This window comes from Neobacillus cucumis, assembly GCF_002860255.1.
Lineage (GTDB): Bacteria > Bacillota > Bacilli > Bacillales > Cytobacillaceae > Neobacillus > Neobacillus cucumis_A.
In genome coordinates, this window is record NZ_PGVE01000043.1 from 31,408 (window position 1) to 58,136 (window position 26,729).

At 39.1% G+C, this 26,729-nt stretch carries 20 protein-coding genes and 1 pseudogene; 17 read left to right on the forward strand and 4 right to left on the reverse strand.

Going from position 1 to position 26,729, the window contains the following annotated elements:
• Position 1: 1 nt before the first annotated feature.
• Together CVD27_RS11830 and CVD27_RS11835 are read left to right on the forward strand one after the other, a co-directional pair.
• Positions 2-760 carry a glycosyltransferase family 2 protein gene (locus CVD27_RS11830; protein ID WP_101648116.1) on the forward strand — a complete coding sequence of 253 codons (759 nt, stop codon included), beginning with the start codon at positions 2-4 and terminating at the stop codon, positions 758-760.
• A gap of 248 nt (positions 761-1,008) precedes the next feature.
• Positions 1,009-2,073: a glycosyltransferase family 4 protein gene (locus CVD27_RS11835; RefSeq protein ID WP_101648117.1), complete on the forward strand. Its 1,065-nt coding sequence runs from the start codon at positions 1,009-1,011 to the stop codon at positions 2,071-2,073.
• 144 nt (positions 2,074-2,217) lie between these two features.
• Here the strand turns inward: CVD27_RS11835 and CVD27_RS11840 are convergent, their stop codons facing one another.
• On the reverse strand, positions 2,218-3,207 hold the full coding sequence (locus CVD27_RS11840) for an LCP family protein (protein ID WP_101648118.1): 990 nt from the start codon (positions 3,205-3,207) through the stop codon (positions 2,218-2,220).
• A 158-nt stretch (positions 3,208-3,365) separates the two neighbouring features.
• On the reverse strand, positions 3,366-4,004 hold the full coding sequence (locus CVD27_RS11845; protein ID WP_101648119.1) for a YigZ family protein: 639 nt from the start codon (positions 4,002-4,004) through the stop codon (positions 3,366-3,368).
• A gap of 228 nt (positions 4,005-4,232) precedes the next feature.
• Between CVD27_RS11845 and CVD27_RS11850 the strand changes: the two genes are divergently transcribed.
• The 8 genes and pseudogenes from CVD27_RS11850 to CVD27_RS11885 form a co-directional block, all read left to right on the forward strand.
• Positions 4,233-5,375 carry a sensor histidine kinase gene (locus CVD27_RS11850; protein ID WP_101648149.1) on the forward strand — a complete coding sequence of 381 codons (1,143 nt, stop codon included), beginning with the start codon at positions 4,233-4,235 and terminating at the stop codon, positions 5,373-5,375.
• Positions 5,376-5,423: 48 nt separating this feature from the next.
• Positions 5,424-6,110: a response regulator gene (locus CVD27_RS11855; protein ID WP_101648120.1), complete on the forward strand. Its 687-nt coding sequence runs from the start codon at positions 5,424-5,426 to the stop codon at positions 6,108-6,110.
• 91 nt (positions 6,111-6,201) lie between these two features.
• A complete protein-coding gene (locus CVD27_RS11860) occupies positions 6,202-7,041 on the forward strand; it encodes a DegV family protein (protein WP_101648121.1) in 840 nt (279 codons plus the stop codon).
• A 280-nt stretch (positions 7,042-7,321) separates the two neighbouring features.
• Positions 7,322-7,837 (forward strand): nuclease-related domain-containing protein, encoded by a 516-nt coding sequence (locus CVD27_RS11865; RefSeq protein WP_101648122.1) that lies wholly within the window; start codon positions 7,322-7,324, stop codon positions 7,835-7,837.
• Between the two features lie 6 nt (positions 7,838-7,843).
• Positions 7,844-9,346, forward strand: a complete 1,503-nt coding sequence (locus CVD27_RS11870) for a DEAD/DEAH box helicase (protein WP_101648123.1) — start codon at positions 7,844-7,846, stop codon at positions 9,344-9,346.
• On the forward strand, positions 9,343-10,059 hold the full coding sequence (locus CVD27_RS11875; RefSeq protein WP_101648124.1) for a ComF family protein: 717 nt from the start codon (positions 9,343-9,345) through the stop codon (positions 10,057-10,059). Before CVD27_RS11870 ends, CVD27_RS11875 begins: the two co-directional genes overlap by 4 nt.
• A gap of 270 nt (positions 10,060-10,329) precedes the next feature.
• A complete protein-coding gene (hpf, locus tag CVD27_RS11880; RefSeq protein WP_101648125.1) occupies positions 10,330-10,878 on the forward strand; it encodes a ribosome hibernation-promoting factor, HPF/YfiA family in 549 nt (182 codons plus the stop codon).
• A 120-nt stretch (positions 10,879-10,998) separates the two neighbouring features.
• A pseudogene (locus CVD27_RS11885) lies at positions 10,999-11,163 on the forward strand (DUF1028 domain-containing protein); the annotation flags it as partial.
• Between the two features lie 203 nt (positions 11,164-11,366).
• Here the strand turns inward: CVD27_RS11885 and secA are convergent.
• A complete protein-coding gene (gene secA / locus CVD27_RS11890; protein ID WP_101648126.1) occupies positions 11,367-13,877 on the reverse strand; it encodes a preprotein translocase subunit SecA in 2,511 nt (836 codons plus the stop codon).
• A 513-nt stretch (positions 13,878-14,390) separates the two neighbouring features.
• Here secA and CVD27_RS11895 point away from each other — a divergent pair.
• From CVD27_RS11895 to CVD27_RS11920, 6 genes are all read left to right on the forward strand, one after another.
• The gene (locus CVD27_RS11895) at positions 14,391-15,785 is read left to right on the forward strand and encodes a cytochrome c3 family protein (protein WP_101648127.1); all 1,395 of its coding nucleotides are present in this window, start codon (positions 14,391-14,393) and stop codon (positions 15,783-15,785) included.
• A 28-nt stretch (positions 15,786-15,813) separates the two neighbouring features.
• Positions 15,814-16,974, forward strand: coding sequence for a NapC/NirT family cytochrome c (locus tag CVD27_RS11900; protein WP_101648128.1), 1,161 nt, complete (start codon positions 15,814-15,816; stop codon positions 16,972-16,974).
• 29 nt (positions 16,975-17,003) lie between these two features.
• The gene (locus tag CVD27_RS11905; protein WP_101648129.1) at positions 17,004-17,696 is read left to right on the forward strand and encodes a tetratricopeptide repeat protein; all 693 of its coding nucleotides are present in this window, start codon (positions 17,004-17,006) and stop codon (positions 17,694-17,696) included.
• Between the two features lie 17 nt (positions 17,697-17,713).
• Positions 17,714-18,682 carry a 6-bladed beta-propeller gene (locus CVD27_RS11910; protein ID WP_101648130.1) on the forward strand — a complete coding sequence of 323 codons (969 nt, stop codon included), beginning with the start codon at positions 17,714-17,716 and terminating at the stop codon, positions 18,680-18,682.
• Positions 18,683-18,792: 110 nt separating this feature from the next.
• On the forward strand, positions 18,793-20,697 hold the full coding sequence (locus CVD27_RS11915; RefSeq protein ID WP_101648131.1) for a cytochrome c3 family protein: 1,905 nt from the start codon (positions 18,793-18,795) through the stop codon (positions 20,695-20,697).
• A 361-nt stretch (positions 20,698-21,058) separates the two neighbouring features.
• The gene (locus CVD27_RS11920; RefSeq protein ID WP_180960243.1) at positions 21,059-23,263 is read left to right on the forward strand and encodes a cytochrome c3 family protein; all 2,205 of its coding nucleotides are present in this window, start codon (positions 21,059-21,061) and stop codon (positions 23,261-23,263) included.
• Positions 23,264-23,326: 63 nt separating this feature from the next.
• Here CVD27_RS11920 and CVD27_RS11925 read toward each other — a convergent pair whose 3' ends face one another.
• Entirely contained in the window at positions 23,327-25,252 is a 1,926-nt protein-coding gene (locus tag CVD27_RS11925; RefSeq protein ID WP_101648133.1) for an SEC-C metal-binding domain-containing protein, read from the reverse strand.
• A 282-nt stretch (positions 25,253-25,534) separates the two neighbouring features.
• On the opposite strand from CVD27_RS11925, the gene prfB reads away from it, so the two are divergent.
• Positions 25,535-26,636, forward strand: a protein-coding gene (gene prfB, locus CVD27_RS11930) for a peptide chain release factor 2 (protein ID WP_101648134.1) whose coding sequence is annotated in 2 segments (ribosomal slippage) — positions 25,535-25,606 and positions 25,608-26,636 — 1,101 coding nt in all. Because the reading frame shifts where the segments join, the coding sequence is not laid out codon by codon here.
• Positions 26,637-26,729: the final 93 nt, after the last annotated feature.

Genomic DNA, 26,729 nt, shown 5'->3' on the forward strand with positions numbered 1-26,729 from the left:
TATGATGGAAAATCAACCATTAGTTTCGATTATTACTCCAGTGTATAAAGCTGAAAAATTTATTGCTGAAACCATCAAGTCTGTTCAACAACAGACCTATGAAAATTGGGAAATGATTCTTGTCAATGATGTGTCACCCGATAACAGCGTAAAAATCATTAATACGTTTGCTGAAGCAGATAGCCGAATCCGTCTCGTTAATCTTGAAGAAAATAGTGGAGCTGCTGTAGCCAGAAATACAGCCATCAAGTTCTCCAAAGGGAAATATATTGCCTTTTTGGATAGTGATGACCTTTGGCATCCAGATAAATTAATGAAGCAAATCCGTTTTATGGAAAAAGGGAACTTGCCATTTTCTTTCACTGCATACGAAATAATGGAGGAAAATGGGACACGTACAGGTAAAATTGTTCATGTTCCTGACAATATCGATTATGATGGGTTATTAAAAAATACGATCATCGGCTGTTTAACAGTGGTTCTTAATAAGGAAACCATTGGGCACATAGAGATGGTGAATATCAGGACAAGGCAGGATTTTGTCCTTTGGCTGGATATTTTAAAGCGTGGCCACTTGGCCTATGGATTGGATGAAACATTAGCCTATTATCGAAAGGTAGAAGGTTCGATTTCAAATAATAAAATAAAAGCGGCAAAAAGAAATTGGTATGTATATAGGAAAATTGAAAAACTTTCCTTGCTTAAATCCATTACTTCTTTCACAGGCTATGCATACCATGCCATTAAGAAGCATAGATAAATGATATAAAATCCCCTTCTATAAGGGGATTTTTTTTGCGATAATGGATGCTGGTTACATGTTTTTCTATGAATGTCAACGACGGAAATATTTTTTTCTAGTCAGTCATTCAATTTAATGATACAATTAACGTGGATTTTGGTGAAAACATGCATAAAATCGGGAAAATTGTTTTTTTTTATTTATTGTATTAAAACAATTGTTTTGATAATGATATTAATAATCCTATTTAAAAAGGAGATCTTATTATGCTAAATCTACAAAACATCCTAGCTTTTGTAGCTTCGTTTATAACAGTATTAATCGCTACTCCGTTTGTGATAAAACTTGCGTTAAAAATTGGGGCCACTGATAAACCAAATAAAAGAAAAGTGCACCAATCGATTATGCCTCGTCTCGGAGGACTCGCAATTTTTATCGGTGTTTTTGTAGGTTTTTTCGTGTCTGGACTATACACTCAACGGATTGTTACCATTTCCGTGGGAGCCTGCTTAATTATCATCATCGGGATTCTTGATGATTTATATGAACTGTCTGCAAAGGTTAAATTTGCTGGTCAGCTGGTTGTCGCTTGTTTAATTGTAAGCTCTGGGTTGAAAATTGACTTCCTAACCATCCCTTTTGTTGTGGATCGGATGGACTTAGGTTTATTCTCTTACCCGCTAACCGTTTTTTGGATTGTCGGTATAACCAATGCCATTAATTTAATTGATGGTCTGGATGGACTTGCAGCTGGGGTATCATCCATAGGGATAGCCGCATTAGCGTTTCTTGCCGCACTATCTGGTAAAGGATTAATCTTTACTCTAGCTTTAATTGTACTGGGCAGTACACTTGCTTTTCTTTTTTACAACTTTCATCCGGCTAAGATATTTATGGGTGATACAGGTGCGTTATTCTTAGGTTACTGTATTTCCGTTCTTTCTCTACTGGGGCTATATAAGAGTGTAACCTTGTTTAGTATAATTATTCCAATCATTATCTTAGGTGTTCCAGTTTTCGATACGACCTTTGCCATCATTAGACGAATAATGAATAGACAGCCGATTGGCGCGCCAGATAAATCGCATCTTCATCATCGTATCATGGCACTTGGTTTATCCCATCGAAACACAGTATTAATTATCTACTGCTTTGGAATCCTATTTAGTATCGCAGCAATCTTACTAGAGTCTGCGACTCTCTGGGTTGCGTTAATTGTTTTAGTGGTATTGTTTATCATCGTTCACATCATCGCAGAATTAGTTGGAATTGTAAGTGAACGTAATAAAGCTTTCCTTAGAATGTACAGAAAACTATCGGGTAAATCTTAAAATTAGAAGAAAATGCATATTCATTTATGCATTTTCTTTTTTATTTTTTACAACTAAGGGAATAATATTCTTTGGAAATATGGACATTTGGTGAATAAAAAGCACCTCAACAATAAGTATTCATTACTCATTGTTGAGGTGCTTTTATTGACTGTCTTTTTCGTTATGGTATTCAAGATGGTTTTGAAGCTGCTGCTGAACTTCTGATAGGCTTTCTTCAGAGGGCTTAAAGTAATAAACATCATTAATATAAATATCATCACCCTTAATTTTAAGTGATTCTATTTTGTCCGAAGAGAAACCGTGATATTTTTTAAAAAAGTAAAGCGGTTCGCTCATAGTAATATTCGTGGTAACATTTTTCCCTACTTGATTAGCAATCTTATCAATCTTTAAAATATTACTAGGTGTGGATGCTTTATCGATCATCGATTTAATGATTTCTTTTTGTCTATCATTTCTGCCAAAATCACCAAGTGGATCCCGCTTTCGCATTCTTGCATAGGCTAAAGCTTCTTCCCCATTTAATGAGGCTGGCCCCTCTTTGAAATAGACTGTTTTTCGTGGATGGGTATCCGTATATTCATAGAAATCAAACGGTACATTAACATTTACCCCGCCAATTTCGTCAACAATATCTTTAAAACCATCAAAATTCACCTGTACATAATAATCAATAGGAATATTTAATAATGTTTCAACAGCTTTAATCGTTGCATCTCGTCCGCCCACACCATACGCGTGGGTGATTTTATCTTTCTTTCCTTTTTTGTCAATATATACATAGGTATCTCTAGGAATACTGACCAGCTTCATTGTTTTCAATTCAGGATTAAAAGTGGCTACTATCAATGAATCTGTTCGTCCGCCTTTATAGTTCGTACTATAATTCTCTAAACCTATTAATAAAATAGAAATAGGATCATTGCTAATGGTTACTTCTTTATCTCTTAAGTCGGAATGGCTTCCTCTTTCTAGCTGGGTGTAAGTTTTTGCAGTAGCTTTATATGTTTTATATGAAACTAGGCCAAAGTATCCAGCTGTTGGCAGAATGATAAATATTAAGACAAATAATAAAAATCTTTTTAAATTGAACCTTTTTCTTTTTCTCTTAATCGTTCTTGTTTGGATCATATAAGTCTCCTTAGTAGAAAATAGAAATGTCGAAATTTAGTTTATCGTATTTAATTTTACCATTCCCGATGGCTTAATCAATCATTAATTAAGTTAAAAACTTTCCCAATTGTACTTTAAATGGAAACGGAATATAATCGACATCAAGATACTACTTTTTACCTGATTAGATCTTCTTCCAGGTAAACCGTATTTCCTGAGTCGATTGTGCATTGGGCGTTGGTTAACTCCACCATCCAATCTTTGAAGGCTTGGATCAGACTTTTGTCCACATAGGTTTCAATATCAACAGTATCTAAGTAATGAATTTCTTTAATTTTATACTCAGAGGAGCGCAGTTCCTTTTCAATTTTCCCAAGCCAAGTATAGTCAATGTTCACATGTAAAATTTGTGTGAGCTTTCTTTCGACAACTCCAACTGCGTCTAAACCCTCTGATGTGGCTTTCCCATATGCACGGATCAGCCCGCCTGCACCCAATTTAATTCCGCCGAAGTACCGGGTAACTACAACAACCGTGTCTTTTAGCTTTCGTTTTTTTAAAACTTCGAGAATTGGCACGCCGGCTGTTCCGCTTGGTTCACCGTCATCATTGGCTTTTTGGATTTGGTCATGCTCACCAATGAGGTAGGCAGAGCAATTATGAGTTGCATTCCAATGTTGTTTTTTTATGGTTTGGATGAATTCCTGTGCTTCATGTTCGGTTTCAACTCTTGAAATATGGGCGATAAAACGGGATTTTTGAATGGTAATCTCGTGTTCGCCCGTCTGTTTTACTGTATGATAAAGTGGCAGCATGATAAGTTCCTTTCTTATTTAAAAAAATATTGTTGTAATATACCTTTAATACGGTAGTAACGTTCGAATGATATAATAGTAATGGTTCAAAAAGTATAAATATAAAGCAGCACTATCATTATATTACTTTCACCCTAGTGGAAGGTCAATAAGGTGTTACATTCGCCAATTGCTAAACTTCAAGGTAAAATGTTAAAGGCCTTAAGGGAAAACCCTGGAGGGAAAGAAATGAAATTAAAACAAGTGAATACGAAGTCAATTGATGAAATTCGTGAAGAAATGATTGAAAGAGTAACCTGCTCAAAGAGTGATATTTTTCGCATTGGCGAACAATGCCGTCAAGATTACGAGAGTATGACAACGGAACTCCGTAATATTAAAGAAATGATGGTTAAGCTTATTGAAGAGGGCAACCAGCTTGAAGAGCAAGTTCATCAAGCTCGTCTTATGCTGTCAGAGGTCAGTATGAATTTTAAGCATTATACTGAAGAGGAGGTTCGGGAGGCCTATGAAAAAGCCCACCAGCTGCAAATGGACCTCTCCATTAACTGGCAGTATAAAAAACAACTTTTAGAAAAAAGGGATGATTTGGAACGTCGCCTCATAGGGTTAAACGACACCATTGATCGCGCCGACCAGCTTATTTCCCAAATATCTGTTGTGATGAATTACTTGACAAGCGATCTAAAACAAGTTGGAGAAGTTATTGAAACGGCTAAAGCCAAACAAGACTTTGGCCTAAAAATTATTGAAGCCCAGGAAGAAGAACGGAAACGTTTATCCCGGGAGATTCACGATGGTCCGGCACAGATGCTGGCCAATGTGATTATGCGTTCTGATCTAATTGAACGTGTTTATAGGGAACAAGGACCTGATGAAGCATTTGCTGAAATGCATAGCTATAAAAAAATGGTGCGTTCCGCACTGTATGAGGTTCGGAGAATTATTTATGATCTCCGTCCAATGGCTCTTGACGATTTAGGGCTTGTACCTACCCTCAGAAAATATTTACAAACCATCGAAGAATATCATAACCACTCGAGGATTGAATTTACCAATACCGGTCTGGAGTGCCGCCTCCCAACTAAATATGAGGTTGCCCTGTTCCGAATGATCCAAGAGTCTGTTCAAAATGCACTCAAGCATGCCAACGCCTGTGAAATTAAAGTCAGATTGGAAATTACCCATTCGGCTGTCACAGTCCTTATTAAGGATAACGGTGTTGGGTTCGATACCTCCATCAAAAAGCCTGAATCGTTTGGGATGATTGGGATGAGAGAGCGTGTTGACCTGCTTGAAGGGGAAATTACTTATGATTCAAAAATTGGTAAAGGAACAAGCGTGTTGATCCGTGTTCCATTAATTAACTAAAGATTCTTTTACGAAAAATAATTATATTGAAACAAGGGGGAATACCAAATGACGACTAAAATTGCTATTATTGACGATCACCAACTATTCAGAGAAGGTGTTAAGAGAATACTAGAGTTCGAAAAGTCATTCCAAGTTGTAGCTGAAGGGGATGACGGCAGCGATGCATTAGGAATTGTTGAACAGCATCAGCCTGATGTTGTCATTATGGATATCAATATGCCGGGAAAAAATGGTGTCGAAGCAACAAAAGAGCTTGTTGAACAGTACCCTAATACGAAAGTTATTATTTTATCCATCCATGACGACGAGAATTATGTGACACATGCATTAAAAACTGGTGCTTGCGGCTATCTATTAAAAGAGATGGATGCTGATGCTCTTATTGAGGCGGTTCGCGTTGTAGCAGATGGCGGTTCTTATTTACATCCTAAAGTGACGCACAATCTTGTAAATGAATACCGCAAGTTAGCTACCACCACCGGCCGTTCCGGAGGGGGCTATGTGCAAACACTTGAAATCCGCCGTCCATTACATTTACTAACCCGCCGCGAATGTGAAGTATTACAAATGCTTGCGGATGGAAAAAGCAATAGAGGCATCGGTGAATCATTGTTTATCAGTGAAAAAACCGTTAAAAACCATGTAAGTAATATCCTGCAAAAAATGAACGTAAACGACCGTACCCAGGCTGTTGTTTCTGCAATTAAGAATGGCTGGGTAGAAGTGAGATAATTTTTTTAGAGCATGCCGTTACGGTGTGTTCTTTTTTTGTGGTTTCATATACAATAAAGTGTAGTTTAAAAGACAAGGATGGTACTTTTTTATGAAAACGGCAATTGTCACGGATAGCACCGCGTACATACCGAAAGAGTTACGAGAAAAATGGAAGATCCACATGATCCCGTTACATGTGATTTTCGGGACTGATGTTTATCAAGAAGAAGTTGATTTAACCGCAAATGCGTTTTATGAAGAGATAAAAACAAAAGAGCTGCCAACGACCTCGCAGCCTCCAATCGGTAAATTTGTGGAGCTGTATGAGCAGCTTGCGTCCGACTATGATGCAGTGATTAGTATTCATTTATCCAGCGGCATCAGCGGGACGTTTCAGGGAGCGGTCACTGCAAGCACGATGGTGGAGGGGATCAAGGTGTATTCCTTTGATTCTGAGATCAGCTGTATGGTTCAGGGGTTTTATGCACTTGAAGCGTCGGAGATGGCCGAGCGAGGGGAATCGGCTGAGATGATTATGAGCCGGTTGGAGGATCTGAAAACTACTGCTCGAGCTTATTTTATGGTGGATGATTTGTCGAATCTTCAACGGGGCGGCCGCTTGTCGAGTGCTCAAGCCTTTATAGGCAGTTTGCTTCAGGTGAAACCCCTATTGCATTTTGAAAACAAGGTGATTGTTCCGTTTGAAAAAATTCGCACACGGAAGAAGGCTTTGAAACGAATGGTTGATTTACTCGGTGAGGATGTTTCAGACGGCGGGAAATACCGGGCGGTCATTATTCATGCGAATCGTGAAGCGGAAGCAGAGGAGTGGCGACAGGAGTTAGCTGCTTTGTATCCGAATGTGGAATTTATGATTGGTTATTTCGGCGCTGTGATTGGTACTCATCTAGGTGAAGGTGCGATGGGGATGGGCTGGATGAAGAAATAGAATAGTAAGTTCGATGCCATTCCGGCCTATGGGCTGGGATGGCTTTTGTTTTGTGGTGTACGGGAAAATTGGGATTTTGCGCGGGAAAAAATGAAAAGTGCGCGAAATTAATAAGAAATTGCGCGGAAAAAATCCAAAAACACGCGGAATTCCAGGCCAAATCCACTGAATTGCATCCCATTCCTCTGCATAATCAAAAATAATTACCCAAATTTTTTCAAAACTATGTAGGAATCTATCAATATATGTAGAATTACTATGAAAAAAGGAGTGATCTATATTGATAATAAAAGAACTAACCCTTCCCATGAGACTTATCCTCACCGTGGTTCTAAAAAGATACCGAAACCGGAACCATCCAACCTATCCCGAGCTTGAAAAAGATCTAGCCAAAAGATGGGCAGGCTACTGGGGCGAATGGGCCTTAGCAAACTATATAAAAGAACTGCCACAAGAAAACTACCTCATCCTCCACGACCTTCAACTACAACTCCACAACATCTATTTTCAAATCGATACCCTTCTAATCTCCCAAACCCATATCCTAATCATCGAAGCCAAAAATATCAACGGATCCTTATATTTTGATCATGTTTTTAACCAGCACATCCGAAAAAACAAGGACGGCTCAGAAGAAGCCTTCGAAGACCCGCGGATTCAATGCCGTAGACTGCAATCCCTTCTAAGAAGATGGCTATTTCACCATAACCTTCAACTACTCCCCATCGATTACCTTATTTTTTTCAAAAGCACCAACAAGACCATATATGAACAACATCAAACTCAAAGTAGGTGACGACACATGCGATTTACATTAAAAGACAACCTATTAATCCCCACTAACACAAAAGAGGATTCCCTCCCCATCTCAAACATCACGCACATCCCGCAGCCGATGCTTCATCCAACCTTCCTCTGCAATCCTGACCTCCAGAAGCGCCTTACCGGTAAACAGCTCCTATTAGACGATCTCCCCTTCCCACTTTCTGAAATTCAAGAGCACTACCAGAATGGCTACCTTACCTATCGAAAGGGAATAGTAAAAAGCGGTAAACAGTTCGAATGTGTGCGATGCGGCAACAAGGATCCACAGTGGTTTGCCAATTACCCATGCGCAAGATGCGGGGAGAACTGTCTTTATTGCCGCCAATGTCTCATGATGGGGAGAATCAGTGAATGCTCGCCTCTCATCAGTTGGAATGGACCCGCACCCGAGACACAAAATCCTTCCCAAATCATGGCTTGGCAAGGTACATTATCTGAAGGGCAAAAAGTAGCCTCTGACCATGTGGTCGAAGCCATCCGGCAAAATGAAGAGCACCTCGTTTGGGCGGTTTGCGGGGCAGGGAAAACAGAGGTCTTGTTTGCTGGAATCGAGACCGCACTTGCCGCCCAAAAAAGAATCTGTATTGCCACTCCGAGAACAGATGTCGTATTAGAATTGACCCCGAGATTAAAGGCAGCATTTCCTGAAATCCCCATTGCCTCCCTTTATGGCGGGAGCGAGGACCGTCATCTGTATGCGCCATTAACCATCGCAACCACCCATCAGCTCCTCCGATTTTACCAGGCTTTTGATGCCATCATATTAGACGAAGTTGATGCCTTTCCATATACGGTGGAGGAGTCCCTCCAATATGCCGCCGCCCAGGCCCGTAAACCTCTTTCCGCCTTGATTTATCTAACCGCGACCCCCAATTCAAAATGGCAAAGGGAATGCCGTTCTGGTAAAAGGGCGTTTACCACGATCCCTGCCCGGTTCCACCGCAAACCGCTCCCAGTCCCAGAGTTCGTTTGGTGCGGGAACTGGTCAAAACAGCTTCAAAAAGGGAAGCTGCCTCCCAATGTGATTCGCTGGATAAAGACTCGAATCCAATCAAACAAACAGACATTAGTCTTTTTTCCACATATCCCGATGATGGAAAAAGCTCTTAAAATCCTAAGGGACATTCATCCCGCCATTGAAGCGGTCCATGCGGAAGATCCTGATAGAAAAGGCAAGGTACAAAAAATGCGGAACAAGGAAATACTCGTGCTTCTCACCACCACTATTCTTGAGCGAGGTGTGACCTTTCCCAATATCGACGTAGCGGTAGTCGGAGCGGAGGATTCTATTTTTACGGAAAGCGCCCTTGTTCAAATCACTGGCAGGGCAGGCAGAAGCAAGGATCATCCTTCAGGTGTGGTGAGCTTTTTCCATTATGGAAAAACGGAAGAAATGCTAAAAGCGAGGAAGCAGATTATGACTATGAATCGGGAAGGTGTGAAGAGAGGCTTACTTGATTCACGTGAGGGAGCAAAATGAGTGTATTTCAGCAGGAACGTTGTCTCTATTGCCATCGTGTCATTGCCCCGGCCGTTGGATGGGTAGCACTATTTTCAAAAGAAAAAGAACAGCCTCTTTGCCCAACTTGTGAAGAAAGGCTGGAAAAAGTAGAGGGGGAAACCTGCCGAATCTGCAGCCGACCTTTTCACCGCTTAGGAGAACAATACCGCAATGGTGATTTGTGCCATGATTGCACCCGCTGGGAGGCAGACCCCGAATGGCAGGGATTCCTTGAAAAAAATCATTCTCTTTATCTTTACAATGATTTCTTAAAAGAGCTGATTGCCACTTACAAATTTCGCGGCGACTATATATTAGCAAAGGTATTTATAGAACTTTTTAAAAAAGAAGTATCAGAAATGGCTCCCGATTTATTGGTTCCGATCCCTTTAAGCGAAGAGCGGCTGTACGAGCGGGGCTTTAACCAGTCAACGGCAGTACTAACCTATGCCGGCTTTCCTGCAGCAGAAATTCTTACCCGCGTCCATTCTGAAAAGCAATCGAAAAAATCAAGGGAAGAACGAATCCAGATCCCACAGGTTTTTAAAATGAAACACAATGGGTATATCAAAGATAAAAGGATTTTATTAGTTGATGATATTTACACTACAGGCTCAACACTAAGACATGCTGCCAAGCTTTTAAAAGAGGCGGGGGCAGAGAGCATTCAATCCCTAACCATCGCAAGGTAGACCGGCTCCATTCAAAGTTCACATATATGTAACGTATCACCTAAGCGTTTTAGTGGCAAATAGTCCTCCAAAATAATACAATAAATATATGAATAACCATTCATTTTAGACAAAATAATTCAGTAAAGTCAACGTTTGTATTCACCATTGTCACTATTTCCCTGTTGTTTTTGTCAATAATTCGACAAAATTTCTGTATTGTTTTAGCAGGAATCTCATAGGGTAAAATAGAATTGTATTTACATAGCCTTAACAAAAGGAGGAGTCCACATGAAGTATAACGTACGTGGCGAAAACATTGAGGTAACTCCAGCAATTAGAGAGTATGTAGAGAAGAAAATATCCAAATTAGAGCGTTATTTTACTGAGGCACCAGATGCGACAGTACACGTGAATCTTCGATTCAATCAAGATAAATCTTCAAAAGTGGAAGTAACTATTCCGCTGCCACAGTTAGTATTACGTGCTGAAGAAACAAACATTGATATGTATGCGGGAATTGACTTAATTACTGACAAGTTAGAGCGTCAAATTCGCAAACACAAAACCAAAGTGAACCGTAAATTCCGTGAAAAAGGGGAACCATCTTTCACTTTTGTTGCACCCGAAAGCCCTGAAGTTCACGATTATGATGATGAAGATCTTGAATTAGTACGTACAAAGCGTTTCGATTTGAAACCAATGGATAGTGAAGAGGCCATTCTTCAAATGAACATGCTTGGCCACAGCTTCTATGTATTTACAAATTCAGATACTAACCGTACAAATGTTGTATATAAGCGGAAAGATGGTCGCTATGGCTTAATTGAAGCACATTAATAGGAATAAAAACGTTGCTCCAAATTGGGAGCAGCGTTTTTTTGGATAGAATATACATTTTCGATATACTGTAATCTTATCTTTTATAAAATTAGCTTTAAACATAGTGGAGGTTACATAATGACATTTTCAATCATTGGCTATGATCCAAATGAAAAAGAGTGGGGAATTGCGGTACAATCGAAGTTTTTAGGAGTAGGAGCAGTAGTTCCATGGGCAAAAGCCGGGGTCGGTGCGGTTGCTACCCAGTCGTATGCGAATACTTCTTATGGTCCAAAGGGACTTGGGAGATTCTAGAATATATGAAAAGGAACTAATAAAAAGAGTTATCCCCATGTGGATAACTCTTTTTATGATGATTATTCACAAAAACAGATTCATTATATCCACAATATTCACAATTTAATGAACAACTTGTTCACTTATCAACAATTTGATTTTTTTCATATAAAAAGGATTGGCGGTTGACTCGCCAATCCTAAAAGTATTTATTTTCCTACTCCACAGCAGTTTTTATACTTCTTCCCGCTTCCGCAGATACATGGAGCATTACGGCCGACATCAAGCTGTTTCACTTTTGGCTTTTTCTTCACTGGTTCGCCGTCTTCCTTCGGATTCACAGCTTGACCTTTTGCAACCTCCTGGCGCTCAAGGTTATTACGAATTTCTGCCTTCATGATGTACATGGCCGTTTCATCTTCAATCGATTGAATCATCGCTTCAAACATCGCGAAACCTTCATGCTGGTATTCACGAAGTGGATCAATTTGTCCATAGGCACGTAAATGGATTCCTTGACGAAGCTGATCCATCGCATCAATATGATCTGTCCACTTAGAGTCAACGGCTCGTAGTGTGACAACCTTCTCAAATTCACGCATCTGTTCAGGGAACAGGATCTGTTCTTTCTCTTCGTAGCGTTCCCCGACTTTGGCAAAAATCGTTTCAACGATTTCTTCCGGCTCTTTGCCTTTTAGGTCATCTACCGTAATATCCCCTTCATGGAGAAGCGTGGCATGAACGTATTCCACAATCGCTTTAAGATCCCATTCTTCCTCATCCTCATGACGAGGGGCATGAACTTCTACATTCCGCTGAAGCGAGTTTAGAATCATCTTCTGAACGATGTCACGAAGGTTCTCAGATTCTAATACCTCATCACGCTGGGAGTAAATGATTTCACGCTGTTGACGAAGAACGTCGTCATATTGTAAGAGCTGTTTACGGGCATCAAAGTTGTTGCCCTCCACGCGTTTTTGTGCAGATTCAACCGCACGAGAGACCATTTTACTCTGAATTGGCTGGGAATCATCCATGCCAAGTCTTTGCATCATGGCTTTCATATTGTCAGAGCCGAACCGGCGCATCAATTCATCTTCCATAGATAAGTAGAACTGAGTCACACCAGGGTCCCCTTGACGTCCGGAACGTCCGCGAAGCTGGTTATCAATCCGCCGGCTCTCGTGGCGCTCGGTACCAATAACAGCGAGTCCGCCTAGTTCAAGAACACCTTCCCCAAGCTTAATATCCGTACCACGACCGGCCATGTTGGTCGCAATGGTTACTGAACCTTTATGTCCTGCTTCGGCAATGATTTCAGCCTCGCGTTCGTGATTTTTCGCATTCAAGACATTATGCTGAATCCGTTTTTTGGATAAATAGTTTGAAATTAATTCGGATGTTTCAATAGCGACTGTACCAACAAGAACAGGTTGTCCCTTTTGATGACGCTCAGCAATATCCTCAACAACCGCACGGAATTTACCATCCATGGTTGCGTAAATCAAATCCGGACGGTCATCACGGGCAATCGGTCTATTTGTTGGAATCACAATAACATTCATATTATAGATGTTACGGAACTCTTCTTCTTCCGTTTTCGCTGTACCAGTCATACCAGACAATTTTTCGTACATACGGAAGTAGTTTTGGAACGTAATGGTAGCCATTGTCATGCTTTCATTTTGAACTTCAAGGCCTTCTTTTGCTTCAATGGCCTGGTGCAATCCTTCGCTATAGCGGCGGCCTTTCATCAAACGGCCAGTAAATTGGTCCACAATGACAATTTCGCCATCCTGGACAACATAGTCCACATCAAGATGCATGCTGACATTTGCTTTTAAAGCCTGGTTAATATGATGGTTCAGGGTAACATGTGCCATATCAAAGAGGTTTTCGATTCCGAAAGCCTTCTCTGCTTTGCTAATCCCTTCTTCAGTCAGCATAACGCCTTTTGTTTTCTCATCATACGTGTAATCCACATCTTTTGTCAGCACTCTTACAAACGCATTCGCTTGTATATAAAGGGCGGTTGATTTTTGCGCGGAGCCTGAAATAATTAATGGTGTACGGGCTTCGTCGATTAAGATGGAGTCAACCTCGTCAATGACCGCATAAAAAAGTGGCCGTTGAACCTTTTGCTCTTTATAAAGGACCATATTATCACGTAGATAGTCGAAACCAAATTCGTTGTTTGTTCCGTAGGTAATATCTGCCGCATAGGCAGCCTGCTTTTCTTCGCTATCCATACTGTTGAGATTCAAACCGACAGTGAGTCCTAAAAATTCATATAACTGTCCCATCTCAGTGGCGTCGCGGCTTGCCAAGTATTCGTTGACTGTAACAACGTGAACCCCTTTACTAGATAGTGCATTTAAGTAAACCGGCATCGTTGCCGTTAACGTTTTACCTTCCCCGGTCTTCATTTCGGAAATGTTCCCTTCATGAAGAGAGATACCACCCATTAACTGGACGTGGTACGGATATAATCCAAGCACACGGCGGGCGCCTTCACGGACAACCGCGAATGCTTCAACAAGCAAATCATCAAGTGTTTCGCCTTTTTGATAGCGTGCTTTAAATTCTTCTGTTTTTTCACGAAGCTGATCATCCGTTAATCTTTCTGTTGCGGCTGCAAGCTCGTCTACTTTCGCAGCAAGCTTGTCTAAACGCTTCAACTCGCGTTTGTTCATATCAAATACTTTATTTAAAATCCCCATACCTGATGAACGCTCCTTTATCTGAGACTAATTCACAATAAAAAAATCCGTCAAAATGTTCGATATTTTCCCTTTTCATCTTACCATTTACTTTTTACAGTGACAACAATGTTAAAACAGAGGAAAAATTGTGATTCTACTATTATATATTATTTGTCCATTGAACTCCTAATAAAGCATGGTCAAAAATTCGATTTTCCGTCAATTTTGACAAACAGATGGCGGTTAAACAGGAAGGAACTTAGAATTGTATAATAATCGCATATAATGGGGTTATTTTCGTATAAAAATACAACTCACTTAATTTTACAACATAAGGACAGTGATAAATAACCCTTTATATAACAACATTTATATGTTGTTTTTAGGTGAAAATGAACTTGTCGAAAGTATGAAAAAATATTCACAAATTGTACATTGGAATATACTCTGGCAATATTAGATACTACCTTTAGAGAGGTTAATATGGAAAATAAATAGATAAAAAGTCCGATATGGGAAGGGTGAGTACAAGTGGCCTTTTGGGGGAGAAAAAATAAAGAGACAGAACCCGAATCGAGAGAAAATAGAAAAAAGACGGGCCCAATACGCAGACTCTGGCAAAAATTCAGAGCTATAGATTGGAAAAATCCAGTTAACAGGTGGAAATTACTATTTGTTTCATTAATAGGCTGTATTGTTTTATTTGGCGGGGGATATGGAGTCATCGCTTTTACAAACTCTCCGTCATTCTGTTCCAGCTGTCATGAAATGCAGCCAGAATATTCATCTTACACAGCCAGTGCACACAATCAGATCTCATGTGTCCAATGTCATATAAAACCTGGTGCTGTTAATATGATCACACACAAAATGAAATCAGTTAAGGAATTATACTATCACGCAACGGGTGTGCCAAAACAAATTGTTCAAACAGAAGAAGAAGCAGTTTCCAACCAAAACTGTTTACAGTGTCACTCGAAAAATCGTTTAGTGACAGCTTCAGGGGACTTAAAGGTTAACCACAAAGGACATATTGAACAAGGGATCCCTTGTATAACCTGTCACGCAGGTGTCGTCCATGCGAAAATGGCTTCTCGCGGAATCAATACGGAAGATGTGCGCGGCGAATGGACAAAGGAAAGCGCTGAAAAGTTAATGGAAGAAAAATACTTGAGACCTAACATGGGAACCTGTATTGACTGTCATGACAAAGTGAATAATGGCGAAAAACCTTGGAAGGACCCAGCCTATAGTGTTCCGCCGAATCCGGAAGAAGTAGAGAAAAAACTTGAAGAAACCAAAACGGCTGCAAACGGGGAAGAAAAGGCAGAAGCTAAGACTGAAGCAGCAAGTGAAGTGAATACTACTGAAACATTGGCATCAGCAAATGATGAAAAAACACAATCTATTATTTTGCAAGCAATTGGCAAGGAAAAGAAAGATGTGAAGCTTTCAATGGAATGTACAACCTGCCACAAACAGACAGAGGTTCCAAAATCCCACAAAAACCTAGATTGGAACAACAATCACGGAACGACAGCGATCAAAAAGCTAGATACGTGTATGGAATGTCACCAAGATTCTAAATGGGTTAGAGAAATTCCAAAAGAAGATATTATTTCTCTTCTTAAAATGGGAAATAAGAAAGTGAAATACACACCGAACGTAACGCTGGCTAAAGAACAAGCAAGAACTAATAAATTCTGCAGCGCATGTCACTCTGATCGTCCGACTAGTCACGGAAATAGTGATCAATGGTTAACAGCTCATGCTAATAAGGCAAAAACAGCTAATCAAAAAGCAGAGTGCTTTGTATGCCACGATTTCGAAAAACCAAAAGCTGACTCGACTGAAGCTAAAGCAGCAACAGATGTTTACTGCCAATACTGCCATAGAACTGGCTTTAAAGATGATGCGAAAAACTAGTTAAATCTCAATCTGGAGGGACGCTTTTATGGAAGAGGAAAAAGAAACGCGATCGGCCCCTCCGAGTTATCGCTATAAGGTAATAAAAATAATGACTCTAACCGTTTTGTTTCTAGCCCTATTTTTTGCTTTAGGCACATTTGGGCTAGAAGCAAGCTCAAGTTCATCTTTTTGTTCATCTTGTCATGAGATGAAGCCTGAATACTATACCTGGAAAGCTTCTTCACATAGTGAGGTTGATTGTGTTAGCTGTCATATACAGCCGGGGGCCAAAAATATAGCGAAAGATAAAGCTGAAGGCATAACTAAGATCTTTGAGAAGGAAACCAATTCCTATACAGCACCCATTCAAATGCCTAAAGAGATACCTAATTCCGCATGTGAACAATGTCATGATATGAGTAAACGACAAGTAACAACATCAGGAGATTTAATCATTCCACATAATAAGCACTTAGCTAAAGATATTAAATGTACGCAGTGTCACAGCGGGGTTGCACACGGGAAAATATCTGAAAGAAATGTAACATTTAAATCCGATTATGATAAATGGGACACTTCTCTAGGAAAATCCATGATGAGCGATGTAATTTTTACAAGACCAAAAATGGAAACGTGTATGGAATGCCATGAAGCAAGGGAAGTATCAACTGAATGTAAAACATGCCACTCTAATGGGATCCTGCCAAAATCCCATCAAAATTCTAATTTTAAGACTGAGAATCATGGAAAATTAGCTAAAAAAGACATAAAGACTTGTAATAAATGTCATTCATATATGTCAAAAACAGACATTGAAGGTATGGCAGATGTTCCAGCATCACAACAATTTTTAAGCAATGGTAATTTAAAAACAAAACAAATTTCCGCACAAGAATACGCTATGGAAAATACCTATTGTCAGGAATGTCATACAAAGAAACCAGCAAGCCACGTAAAAGGATATACGAATCTCCATGGTGCCATTGCTAAAGGTAACAAGGAAAAATGTCTTGCATGCCATGATTATCAAAATACCGGCTTTAACAAAACGAAGAATGTTACTTGTAACAGTTGTCATCCAGCTATGCATGATGGAAAAAACTTCAAGGAACGCCATCCAATCAACATTAGTGCAGTGACTTCACCAAATGAGTCATGTTATACCTGTCACAATAAACCAAAATGTACTTCATGCCATAGAGAATAATGGCAATTAACTAGATTAGGAGGGCTAATATGGAAAGTCTAGTTCAGCCTGATGCCCAGGAACAATCAAGAATACAAAATGCTCAAAAAGTAAAAAAAGACAAGTTTACATGGTGGCAATCCCTTATCATCCTTGTAGCAACCTTGGCCATTTGCCTAGCTGCCGGCTACTTTATAAGTGAAAAATACCTTTGGAATAAGAATGATGATCAAATTGTTGAACAAATAAAATATAACAAGGCACTTGTGGAAGAGAAACCAAATGATCCAAGTTTAAGAGTTCAACTGGGGTATAGTTATTTCTTAAAAGGTGACGATGACAATGCCATTAAAGAATATCAGACAGCTAAAAGCTTAGATAAAGATTATTATGCAGCTTATCTTAATTTAGCCATTGTTTATGATAAACAAAATAGAACTGATGATGCACTTCAAATGGCTACAAAGGCAGCAAAACTCTCTCCGCAGGATTATAAAAGTCTTTTATTAAAAGGAAGAAGCTACCGAAAATTAAAGATGTATGACAAAGCAACTGAAGCACTTCAACAAGCCTATCGATTTAAACCAGGAAATACAGATATTATCTATGAGACAGGCTTAATTGCAGAGAATCAAGGAAAGCTAAAGGACGCAGAAGATATCTATAAAGAATCTCTTTCCTTTGACCCAACATTTAAACCAGCATTAGAAGCATTAGAACGCTTAAAATCTAAAAAGAAATAAGGAAGGAGATGGGATTCATGAAAAAAAAGACAACGTATAAATGGATGGGTGCTATTGTCGTATTTAGTATTGCTCTGTTTGCGGTTATTTACTTCTTCCATCTTCAGGATGATGCAATAAAAGTAGCAAGTGATGTAAAACCAGGAGGGCCTCCGACATTAAGCTACTATATTCAAGGGGATTTAGATAACCCGCTTGAAAAGCCAATGGATGTTACTAAGGTAGGTCAATACGTTTATGTAACAGATACTAATCATAAACAAGTTCAAGCTTTTGATACTTCTGGAACACCTATTTTTAAATTTGGCAAAGAAGGTACAAATAAAGGTCAATTTCAATTCCCTTACGGTATTGCAGGAGATAAGGATGGAAACATTTATGTTGCTGACTTATACAACGCCAAAATCTCCATCTTTACATCAAAGGGACAATTCATTAAATACTTTGAAGTTGCAAACAAAGCTGATGTGTTAAAGGGCCCTGGCGGTCTACGAATTTACAATAATAAACTCTACGTAACTGATATTCCAAAAAATAAAGTATTAGTATTTGACTTAAAAGGAAAGAAATTGCTTGAAATCGCAACTGCGACTGGGAAAGACGATTTTCTTAACTCGCCTAATGCAGTCGCCATTGACAACGATAAAAACATCTATGTTTCCGATACTGGCAATCAACGTCTTGTCATGTATGATAAAAAAGGGAATTTCAAGCGGATTATTAACGGTTCAACAGATGGTAAAGGCAGCTCTAAGTTCGTGAACCCTAGAGGAATTGGGGTTGAAGAAAATGGAACCTTACTATTGGTTGATAACATGACTCATTACGTTTATGGTTTTGATAAAAACGGGAAACAAGTTTTCCAATATGGTGGAATCGGCAGCGATAAAGGACAATTTTATCTTCCAAACGGATTGTTCATTGATGACAAAGGGGAAGTGCTCATCACCGACACCGTGAATGCGAGAGTTGGCCTTTATTACTAACTAAACATTTAGATTGATAAAGGAGGTGATGCCTAAATAAGAGGAAGTATTGTTTTAATAGAGTGAAAAAGATAGAGAGAGAAAAGAGAGAAACAGGGAGGTTTTTTGGAATGAGTAAGATCAAAATTAGTTTCTCACTAATCCTAACATTCATTTTAGTGGGAATACTCAGCACCTCTGTTTTTGCAAGAGGTGCCTACTGGGGCAGTTTGACAGCAAACGGCCAAGGGTTTAGCTTTAAGTTTATTAACACTAGTGACGATCCTACCAAAGACTTTAGCGTAAAAGTTTATGAGAGACAAGATAGTGGGGAGTATACATTAAAATTTACATCAGCTGAGTTAAATGATGTACCGGCATACCCAGAACCAACTGGTGCTGCTGCTGAGTACAGAACAATCACTATCCCACAATCAACTGATCCTGCTACTGGTGTTAATTATCAGGCAAAGATTATTTATAAATTTGTCCTTATGGACGGCGCTACACCAACCGAGACTAAATTCGCTGTAAATTATTCTCATGAAAATCCAGCTTTGGCTTCCATAGCAAATGACCCTAATGGTCTTTTGGATGTGGATGGTTCAGGAATTACAAACGCCAACCATACTGGACAGCCTGGAACTGCTAAGAAAGGCGGAAATACTCACGGTTTCTATCAAAACAACACAAACTCTTGTGCAGGCTGTCACCAAACGCATACTGCTGCTAACGGTGAAGCTTTATTATTTAAAGACGGCGTATACAGCACATGTTCTGCTTGTCATGATGGTACAACTGGAGCATACAATGCATTTGCAACAGCTAATGAAGAAACTCCAAATGAGATTGCTGGTACTTTTAACATTAAAACAGATTCTACACACAACGGTTCCCTTCACCAATCAGACGGCTCCATTAAAGTAAGTGCAGCTCCTGGAGGAAACACAAAAAGCGTATCAGGTAATGTTATCTGGGGGAATGAATTTAACTGTGCAAGCTGTCACGCACCACACGGTTCCGGTTCTACTGCAGAAAACAACTTGAATATGGACCCACTAGGCTGGGGCGGAGTTGAATACAAAGCATTACCATCAGGAGTAACACTCGCTAATGCAACTGAATCTCAAAAGGATTCATTAAACGGTAAATTATTTAAAGATCTTTCTATTTACGATATTGATGCCAATGGTGGTAAGTTACCGGCTTCCATGACTACACCATATATTGTTGCCAAGAAAACTGTAGCAGCCAGTGACCTTTCCACTGATACAAAGGCAGAGGGTTACTTATATACCCGTGCAAATGTTACAGTAGGCAAAAAAGTGATCCAGACATACAGATGGACTGGCAAAGCTTATGCTAAAGACTATTCTTTATGGTTAAGAGGTTCTAGCCGCGAGCCAGCTAATACAATCTTAACTGGTGCGGGTACTGGCCTTACATTTGTTTGGAGAGATGGCTTTGCATTTGGTGATGCTGGAGCAGTTGATGCAGTTACTAAGGCACAAATATCCCTAGGTATTGATGTCGAAACTACTACTGATATTAGATCTCTATTTGATAATACCTTTGATAATTATATCTATGACAGTGGTACAGAAATGAGTAAATATTGCGCTTCTTGTCACACTGACTATCTATCTAACGTACGTACAAATGAAACTGGAGTGTACACACAAGCACACCGGCACACTACTGGAAATGACAAGCTTACTTGTGTGCGCTGCCACTTCGGTCACGGTACTGATGCAACAATCATGAAAGATGCTAACGATGAATCTCAATTCACATCAGCAAATCATAAAAATGATTTGAGTTACTTTGTGGATCCAAACCCATCTTCTGCATTAAAACGTTATACTGGTATGTCAGTATGTTACGCTTGTCATGGTTCAGGAGGACAATTTATTAATAACCCTAACAATAACCACATTGATCCAGTTGCAAACGATCCTGTTTATGGCAGCCACTCTGTAGGCCCTGTGGCTGGCGATGCATTAAAATCTGGTCAGCCAGGTACTCCAAGACAATAAAAAAGCCAACAAATAGCGCCACTACTTGTTAGCTTTAAAAAGTGAAATGTAGTTGTTTAAAGAGCAAGGTAGCAAATAATTGTTGCCTTGCTTTTATTTTATTATTTCATAAAGACACAATTTAGTCAAAATATAAGACACAATTTAGTCAAAATATAAGACACAATTCTGTCAATAAATTGCTTTATTTCTGCCCCAACTTTTTCTCAGCTTGATTGCTATAATAATCATATAATTCCTATATATAATTAAGTTACAATAGAAAATTATATAAAATTTACCAGAAAAAGAGTTGAAAAATATGAAACCATTCTACAAGATGAAGACAGAGTACTTTTGTAGTTTCTTAATTATATTATTAGTGCTAACCTCAATTTTTTCCTTTCAACCTACAGGTGTATACTCAGCGATTGAAAGTCAGCCTTCCATTACAATTGACTCCCCATCCCCAGATGCAGTCGTTAATAAAGGGGATGTTACAATCTCGGGAACCTATGCAGCTGATAATATTACAAAGACTGATCTCCTTTTTTCGGCTTCTGAAAATGGTAACGTTATATCAGATTCTTCTGCCAACCAATCAGATTGGACTATTGACGATACCAGTACACCTAAGACATGGTCATTTACTAATTCGTCCTTACAAGAGGGAAGTCATGTTATTTCTGTAGAAGTTAAAAATACAGCTACAAACGATGTATCAACGGCTACTCTTTCATTTACTATCACTAATTCGACAGTAATAACTGTACCTAGTATTTCAATTACAACTCCACAATCAGATGATATTCTAAATTCAAAACGAGTAGAGATTTCAGGCGAATATACTGCAGATAATGTTTCAAAGAGTGACTTGCAATTTATTGTTTTTGATGAAAATAGTAAAATCATTTCAGATTCCATTACGAATCAGTCGGATTGGGCTATTGATGAAAGTAGTTCGCCGAAGAAATGGACGTTCTCCACAATTTCCCTGGAAGAAGGGGAACATAATTTTACAGTACAGATTAAAAACTTATTAACTAATGAAACCGGCGTTTCAACTATCAAGTTCACCCTATTTTTAACAAGACCATACGTGAAGGAAACAGCAATTATTCTAGCTGATGGAGCTGGTCGAAAGGGCGAAGATTTAACCAATGTCCCTCTAGATGCTAAATTAAAGATTACCATAGTGGATGACCAGCAAATGAATCAACTAAAAAATAAGATAAAAAATAATAATTATGACCCTATTAAAATATTATTAGGTTCCAATACATTACAAGGCACAACAAAAATAAGTGAACCAGTTGTTAAAGATGGAAAATATTATTATGACATGATCTTTACCCCTAATAATAATGAATTAAAAATGAATAAAACCTATTTGGTTTATGTTGATCCACAACTTATGGATGATTTGGATAATCCCATTTTTACTAAGCTTTTTAAATTCACAACCATGACGAATGTCAAGTGGGATGATCCAGATGATCCGCAAAGTCACGCATCATCCAATCCACATGGACATTATAAATTAAATACCAATATGTGTGCGGCCTGCCATAGACCGCATGATTCCAAGAGCTCTTCTTTAACAGGAGGGTCATATCAAATTGAATTTACAGAGCAACTTTCAAAAAATCAGCCAGCTAATGATCCATCACAAAATTATTGTATGGCATGTCATGATGGGACATTAAATGCGCCATCTATCGAAAATAAGGATAGTCAGCACCTTCATGGTTATACTGCTGCTAATACAGTATTAAAACAGCAGGAATCTTGTGCTAGCTGCCATAATCCACATTTAGAATGGTCAGAAGAAAATCAAAACCTATTAAAAGATCATTATGTGTATACACACAACAAAGCAAATCCTGATCAAGGATTATCTAATCCAACAGTAGACAGCTTCGATACAACTTGTGAATCATGTCATGATTATATAGATTTTTCAACCATAAGTAGTGATAAGGGGAAATTAGAAACACTAGCATATAATAAATCTTTAACTGCTAAAGGAACGATTTCAGATAAACTAACTGATTCTACCCTTAAAACCCTATCTGATTATTCCTTGTGTTTAAGATGCCATAATGCTGAAAAAAGTGCGGTGGATTCTAATCCATCCGATATCGAAACACTATATCTTAAACAAAGTTCAGGTCACAATTTTACTCTGCCTGCTGATCAACAAACCCAACGTGATGGCAGTTTACTAAGCGGTCCAATTCCTTGTGCAGAGTGTCATGAAACACATGGTTCAAATAATTTAATGAATTTAAGAGAAATACTGGGGAATAATCCTGGTGTATCTGAAAATGATAAATTTAAAACCGTGGGAACCACATGGAACGCAGCAAATGAACGAAATTTCTGTTTAAATTGCCACAATAAAGGAAGAGAGATTTATGGTAAAAAGGCTGCCATTGATTCAACCATCTCTGGGCACCAAGCGGATGATGTGAGAGGCTGCTCGGAATGTCATAGTGATCAAACAAAGACTTATAAGGACTTTAGAGAACAATCAATGAATGCAGCCCATGCCCCGCTTGCAGGTGTGAAAACATCAAGTCCATAAACACGAAAACACGAGAGCAAAAAACTCTCGTGTTTCTTATTTTAAGAAGTGATGGAAAGTAATCTATTTCCCCTTCAACCATTCCACCAACCCATCCATCTTCTTCCACAAATGCAAATGCATATCTGCATAAACAATCGCTTCATTCTCATCCCCAACGCCGTAAAAATCCGGCGGATAGGCAGGAAGTCTTTTCTTTCCGGTTAAATAAGGAATGACATATTTGTTTTCCTTTTTTGCCCCCTTCAACAGCATGCCGGCTCTTGCTGTGTAGCCATTTTTAACTAACTCCAGCAATAGTTTGTTGTATAACTGTTGAGCACTCGTTTCTTCATATAAATCAAGGAGCATATGTGCCTTGTCAAAGTCCTCTAAATCCATATAAGCAACAAACAACGAGTACCGGACACCTTGGTTATCCATCGGGTTTAATTCCAGTAATTCTTCGTATTGCTTGGCAGCTTTGTCCACCTTTCCAAAAAGTGAAAGGGCCTCCGCATAATGAAGTTTTGCCCGCATAAATGGTCTTGTCTCAATTAACCCCCAAAAGTAACCCTTGTTTTCCATGAAAAATTCTTTGCCGAGTTCTCTTTCGCCGGCTTGGATTCCTTTTTCATAAAGCAAGATTGCTTCCTCTAAACTTTTGGTTTTTTCTGCAAGGATCACGTATGCATCGGCACAATTTGGATTTAGCTTTAGTGCTTCTTCTGCCAATTTATAACGCTGTTTACCGTCCGATTGCATAGCGTCATAGATTAAGTTGCGGGCCCGTTCCTCATCACGCCTAGAAACCTTTCGCCCATTGGTTTTCTTTACAGGTTTATCTGATACATTCTGAAGTGGCGTGACACTAGAAATTGTCTCCGCAGTCTTTGCAGATTGAGAATCTTCCTTTTTAGGAAACTCAATGACCTGGGGCGGAACCTGAACAGAAATCGGATCTTCCGTATAGATGATCCTAATTAACTCGCCAATTTCATCTTTTAATTCTTTTTCAAGCTCTGAGGTGATAGTCGAAATGCTCCTTGGAGACACGCCATATTGTTTCCCTAATTCCTTTTGAGTTACTTGTTCTATAGGAGCAAAAGTTGATAATAAATAATGAAGGGCAGCTACATAAATAGTTGGGTTTTGGATTCGTTTTTGTCTTTTTTGACAAAATTGATGCCAAAGAATCACTCCTGTATCTAAAATGGGAGGCGGTATTTGTTCTTCCAATTTTTCTTTAAAAAGGTTGGCTACTTCCTTGTATATAGGGGCAGGCCAATCCATCTCATCTACTTCGAGCAGTCCTCCCACCATCGGCAGCTCACTGACTACATCCATAAAGAAGTCTGTCAAATATTCTTGTGGAGAGTCATAATCTGCATCCATACTGCTATCTTCGATATAGGAAATAGCTAGATCCGGCTTAAGATCTGGCAATTCTAATGGTGAGGGAAAGAAAACATATTTTTGTTCAAAGGGCAGCAGGATACCAACAAAGAACGCTCCTTCCTTTACCTCATAGGTTTCATTTAAATTAATCGACTCAAGGCGCTCTGATGTAAAACCATCTTGAATGGTCAGGAGATTATCATCTACAGCAAGAACGATCCCGGCTACCGTTCTTGCATAGGTCCATGACTTTAAAATCTGCTTTAATTTAGGACGTTTTATTTTGCCAGCTTCAGCTGAAATAAATTTTGAAACGATGGTTTCGCCATCATCCAAACCTTCAAAAAGAGAAAACCAAATGGCGTGAATCAATTCATAGAATTCCCGCTCCTGGTCGTTTTCGATTTCCATACTTGCTTCTAGAATCTCAAAATCCTCTATAATATCATGACCATAATGATAGTAAGCAAAATGGAGGAACTGTTTTTGCAGTTCATCTATTTCATTTAATAGGACCCCAGTGATGGAAATGGCATCATGTACACCGCAGCACTTTTTATACTTTTTCCCACTTCCGCAAGGACAAGGTTCATTACGGTTTATTTTCTCCATTCTCCTGCTCCTTTACTTTGGTTTAGCTCCCAAACTAAATTTTCTATGTATAAGGGATGATCCAGTCTGTTCTAATTTAATAGTACCATCTTTGACACATTGAAATATATAAATACTAAGGATATTTAATGGAATTTTGCAGGTAATTTTCGCCTAGGGATAGGAGTGTTTTAAAAATATGATGGTCTAATTTTGAATTTATTTAGGTTATCACGCTATAATGGATAGGGACTGATTAATTTAATAAACACATAATGATTATTTTTTATAGAGGTGAAGAAAATGGAATTAGCAGAAATTCGGAATGAACTTGAGAAAACAGCTAAAACATTAGCGGACTTTAGGGGGTCTCTTTGACCTTGAAAATAAAGAAGCCAGAATTGCTGAGCTAGATGATGAGATGCTGCAGCCTGATTTCTGGAATGACCAAGAAAAGGCTCAAACGGTTATTAGCGAAGCCAATGCGTTAAAAGATCAGGTAAATGAGTTTTTGGGGTTAAATGAATCCTACGAAAATCTCGAAATCACCTATGAACTGGTTAAAGAAGAAGATGACCAAGAATTAAGGGCTGAGCTTGAAGAAGAGCTAGAACAATTATCAAGTCGTTTAGCTCAATTTGAGCTTCAGCTACTTTTAAGTGAAGAATATGATAAAAATAATGCAATATTAGAGCTGCACCCGGGTGCCGGTGGAACGGAATCCCAGGATTGGGGATCCATGCTCCTTCGCATGTATACTCGCTGGGCAGAAAAGAAGGGCTTTAAAGTGGAAACACTTGACTATCTTCCTGGGGATGAAGCGGGAATCAAGAGTGTGACATTGTCGATCAAAGGACATAATGCCTATGGCTATTTGAAAGCAGAAAAAGGGGTTCACCGGCTTGTCCGGATTTCGCCGTTTGATGCTTCAGGACGACGTCATACCTCGTTTGTTTCTTGCGAAGTTATGCCTGAATTTAATGAAGAAATTCAGGTGGAAGTCCGCACCGAGGATTTAAAAATTGATACGTATCGTGCAACAGGTGCTGGTGGACAGCATATTAATACAACCGACTCGGCTGTCCGGATTACCCATTTACCAACAGGAGTTGTTGTTACATGTCAATCGGAACGTTCACAAATTAAAAACCGTGAGTCAGCGATGAAAATGTTAAAAGCGAAGCTATATCAACGGGAAATTGAACGCCAGGAACAAGAACTTTTGGAAATCCGCGGAGAACAGAAAGAGATTGGCTGGGGAAGCCAAATCCGCTCCTATGTCTTTCACCCTTACTCCATGGTCAAAGACCACCGTACGAGTGCGGAAACGGGGAATGTTCAAGCGGTAATGGATGGAGATTTAGATCAGTTTATCAATGCCTATTTACGTTCACGAATTTCATAAGGAAGAAGCCTTTGCCGACATATTCGGTGAAGGCTTTTTTTCTAATGAATTAATGAATAAAGGCAAATGCTAACAATAACAAATCCAGCTATG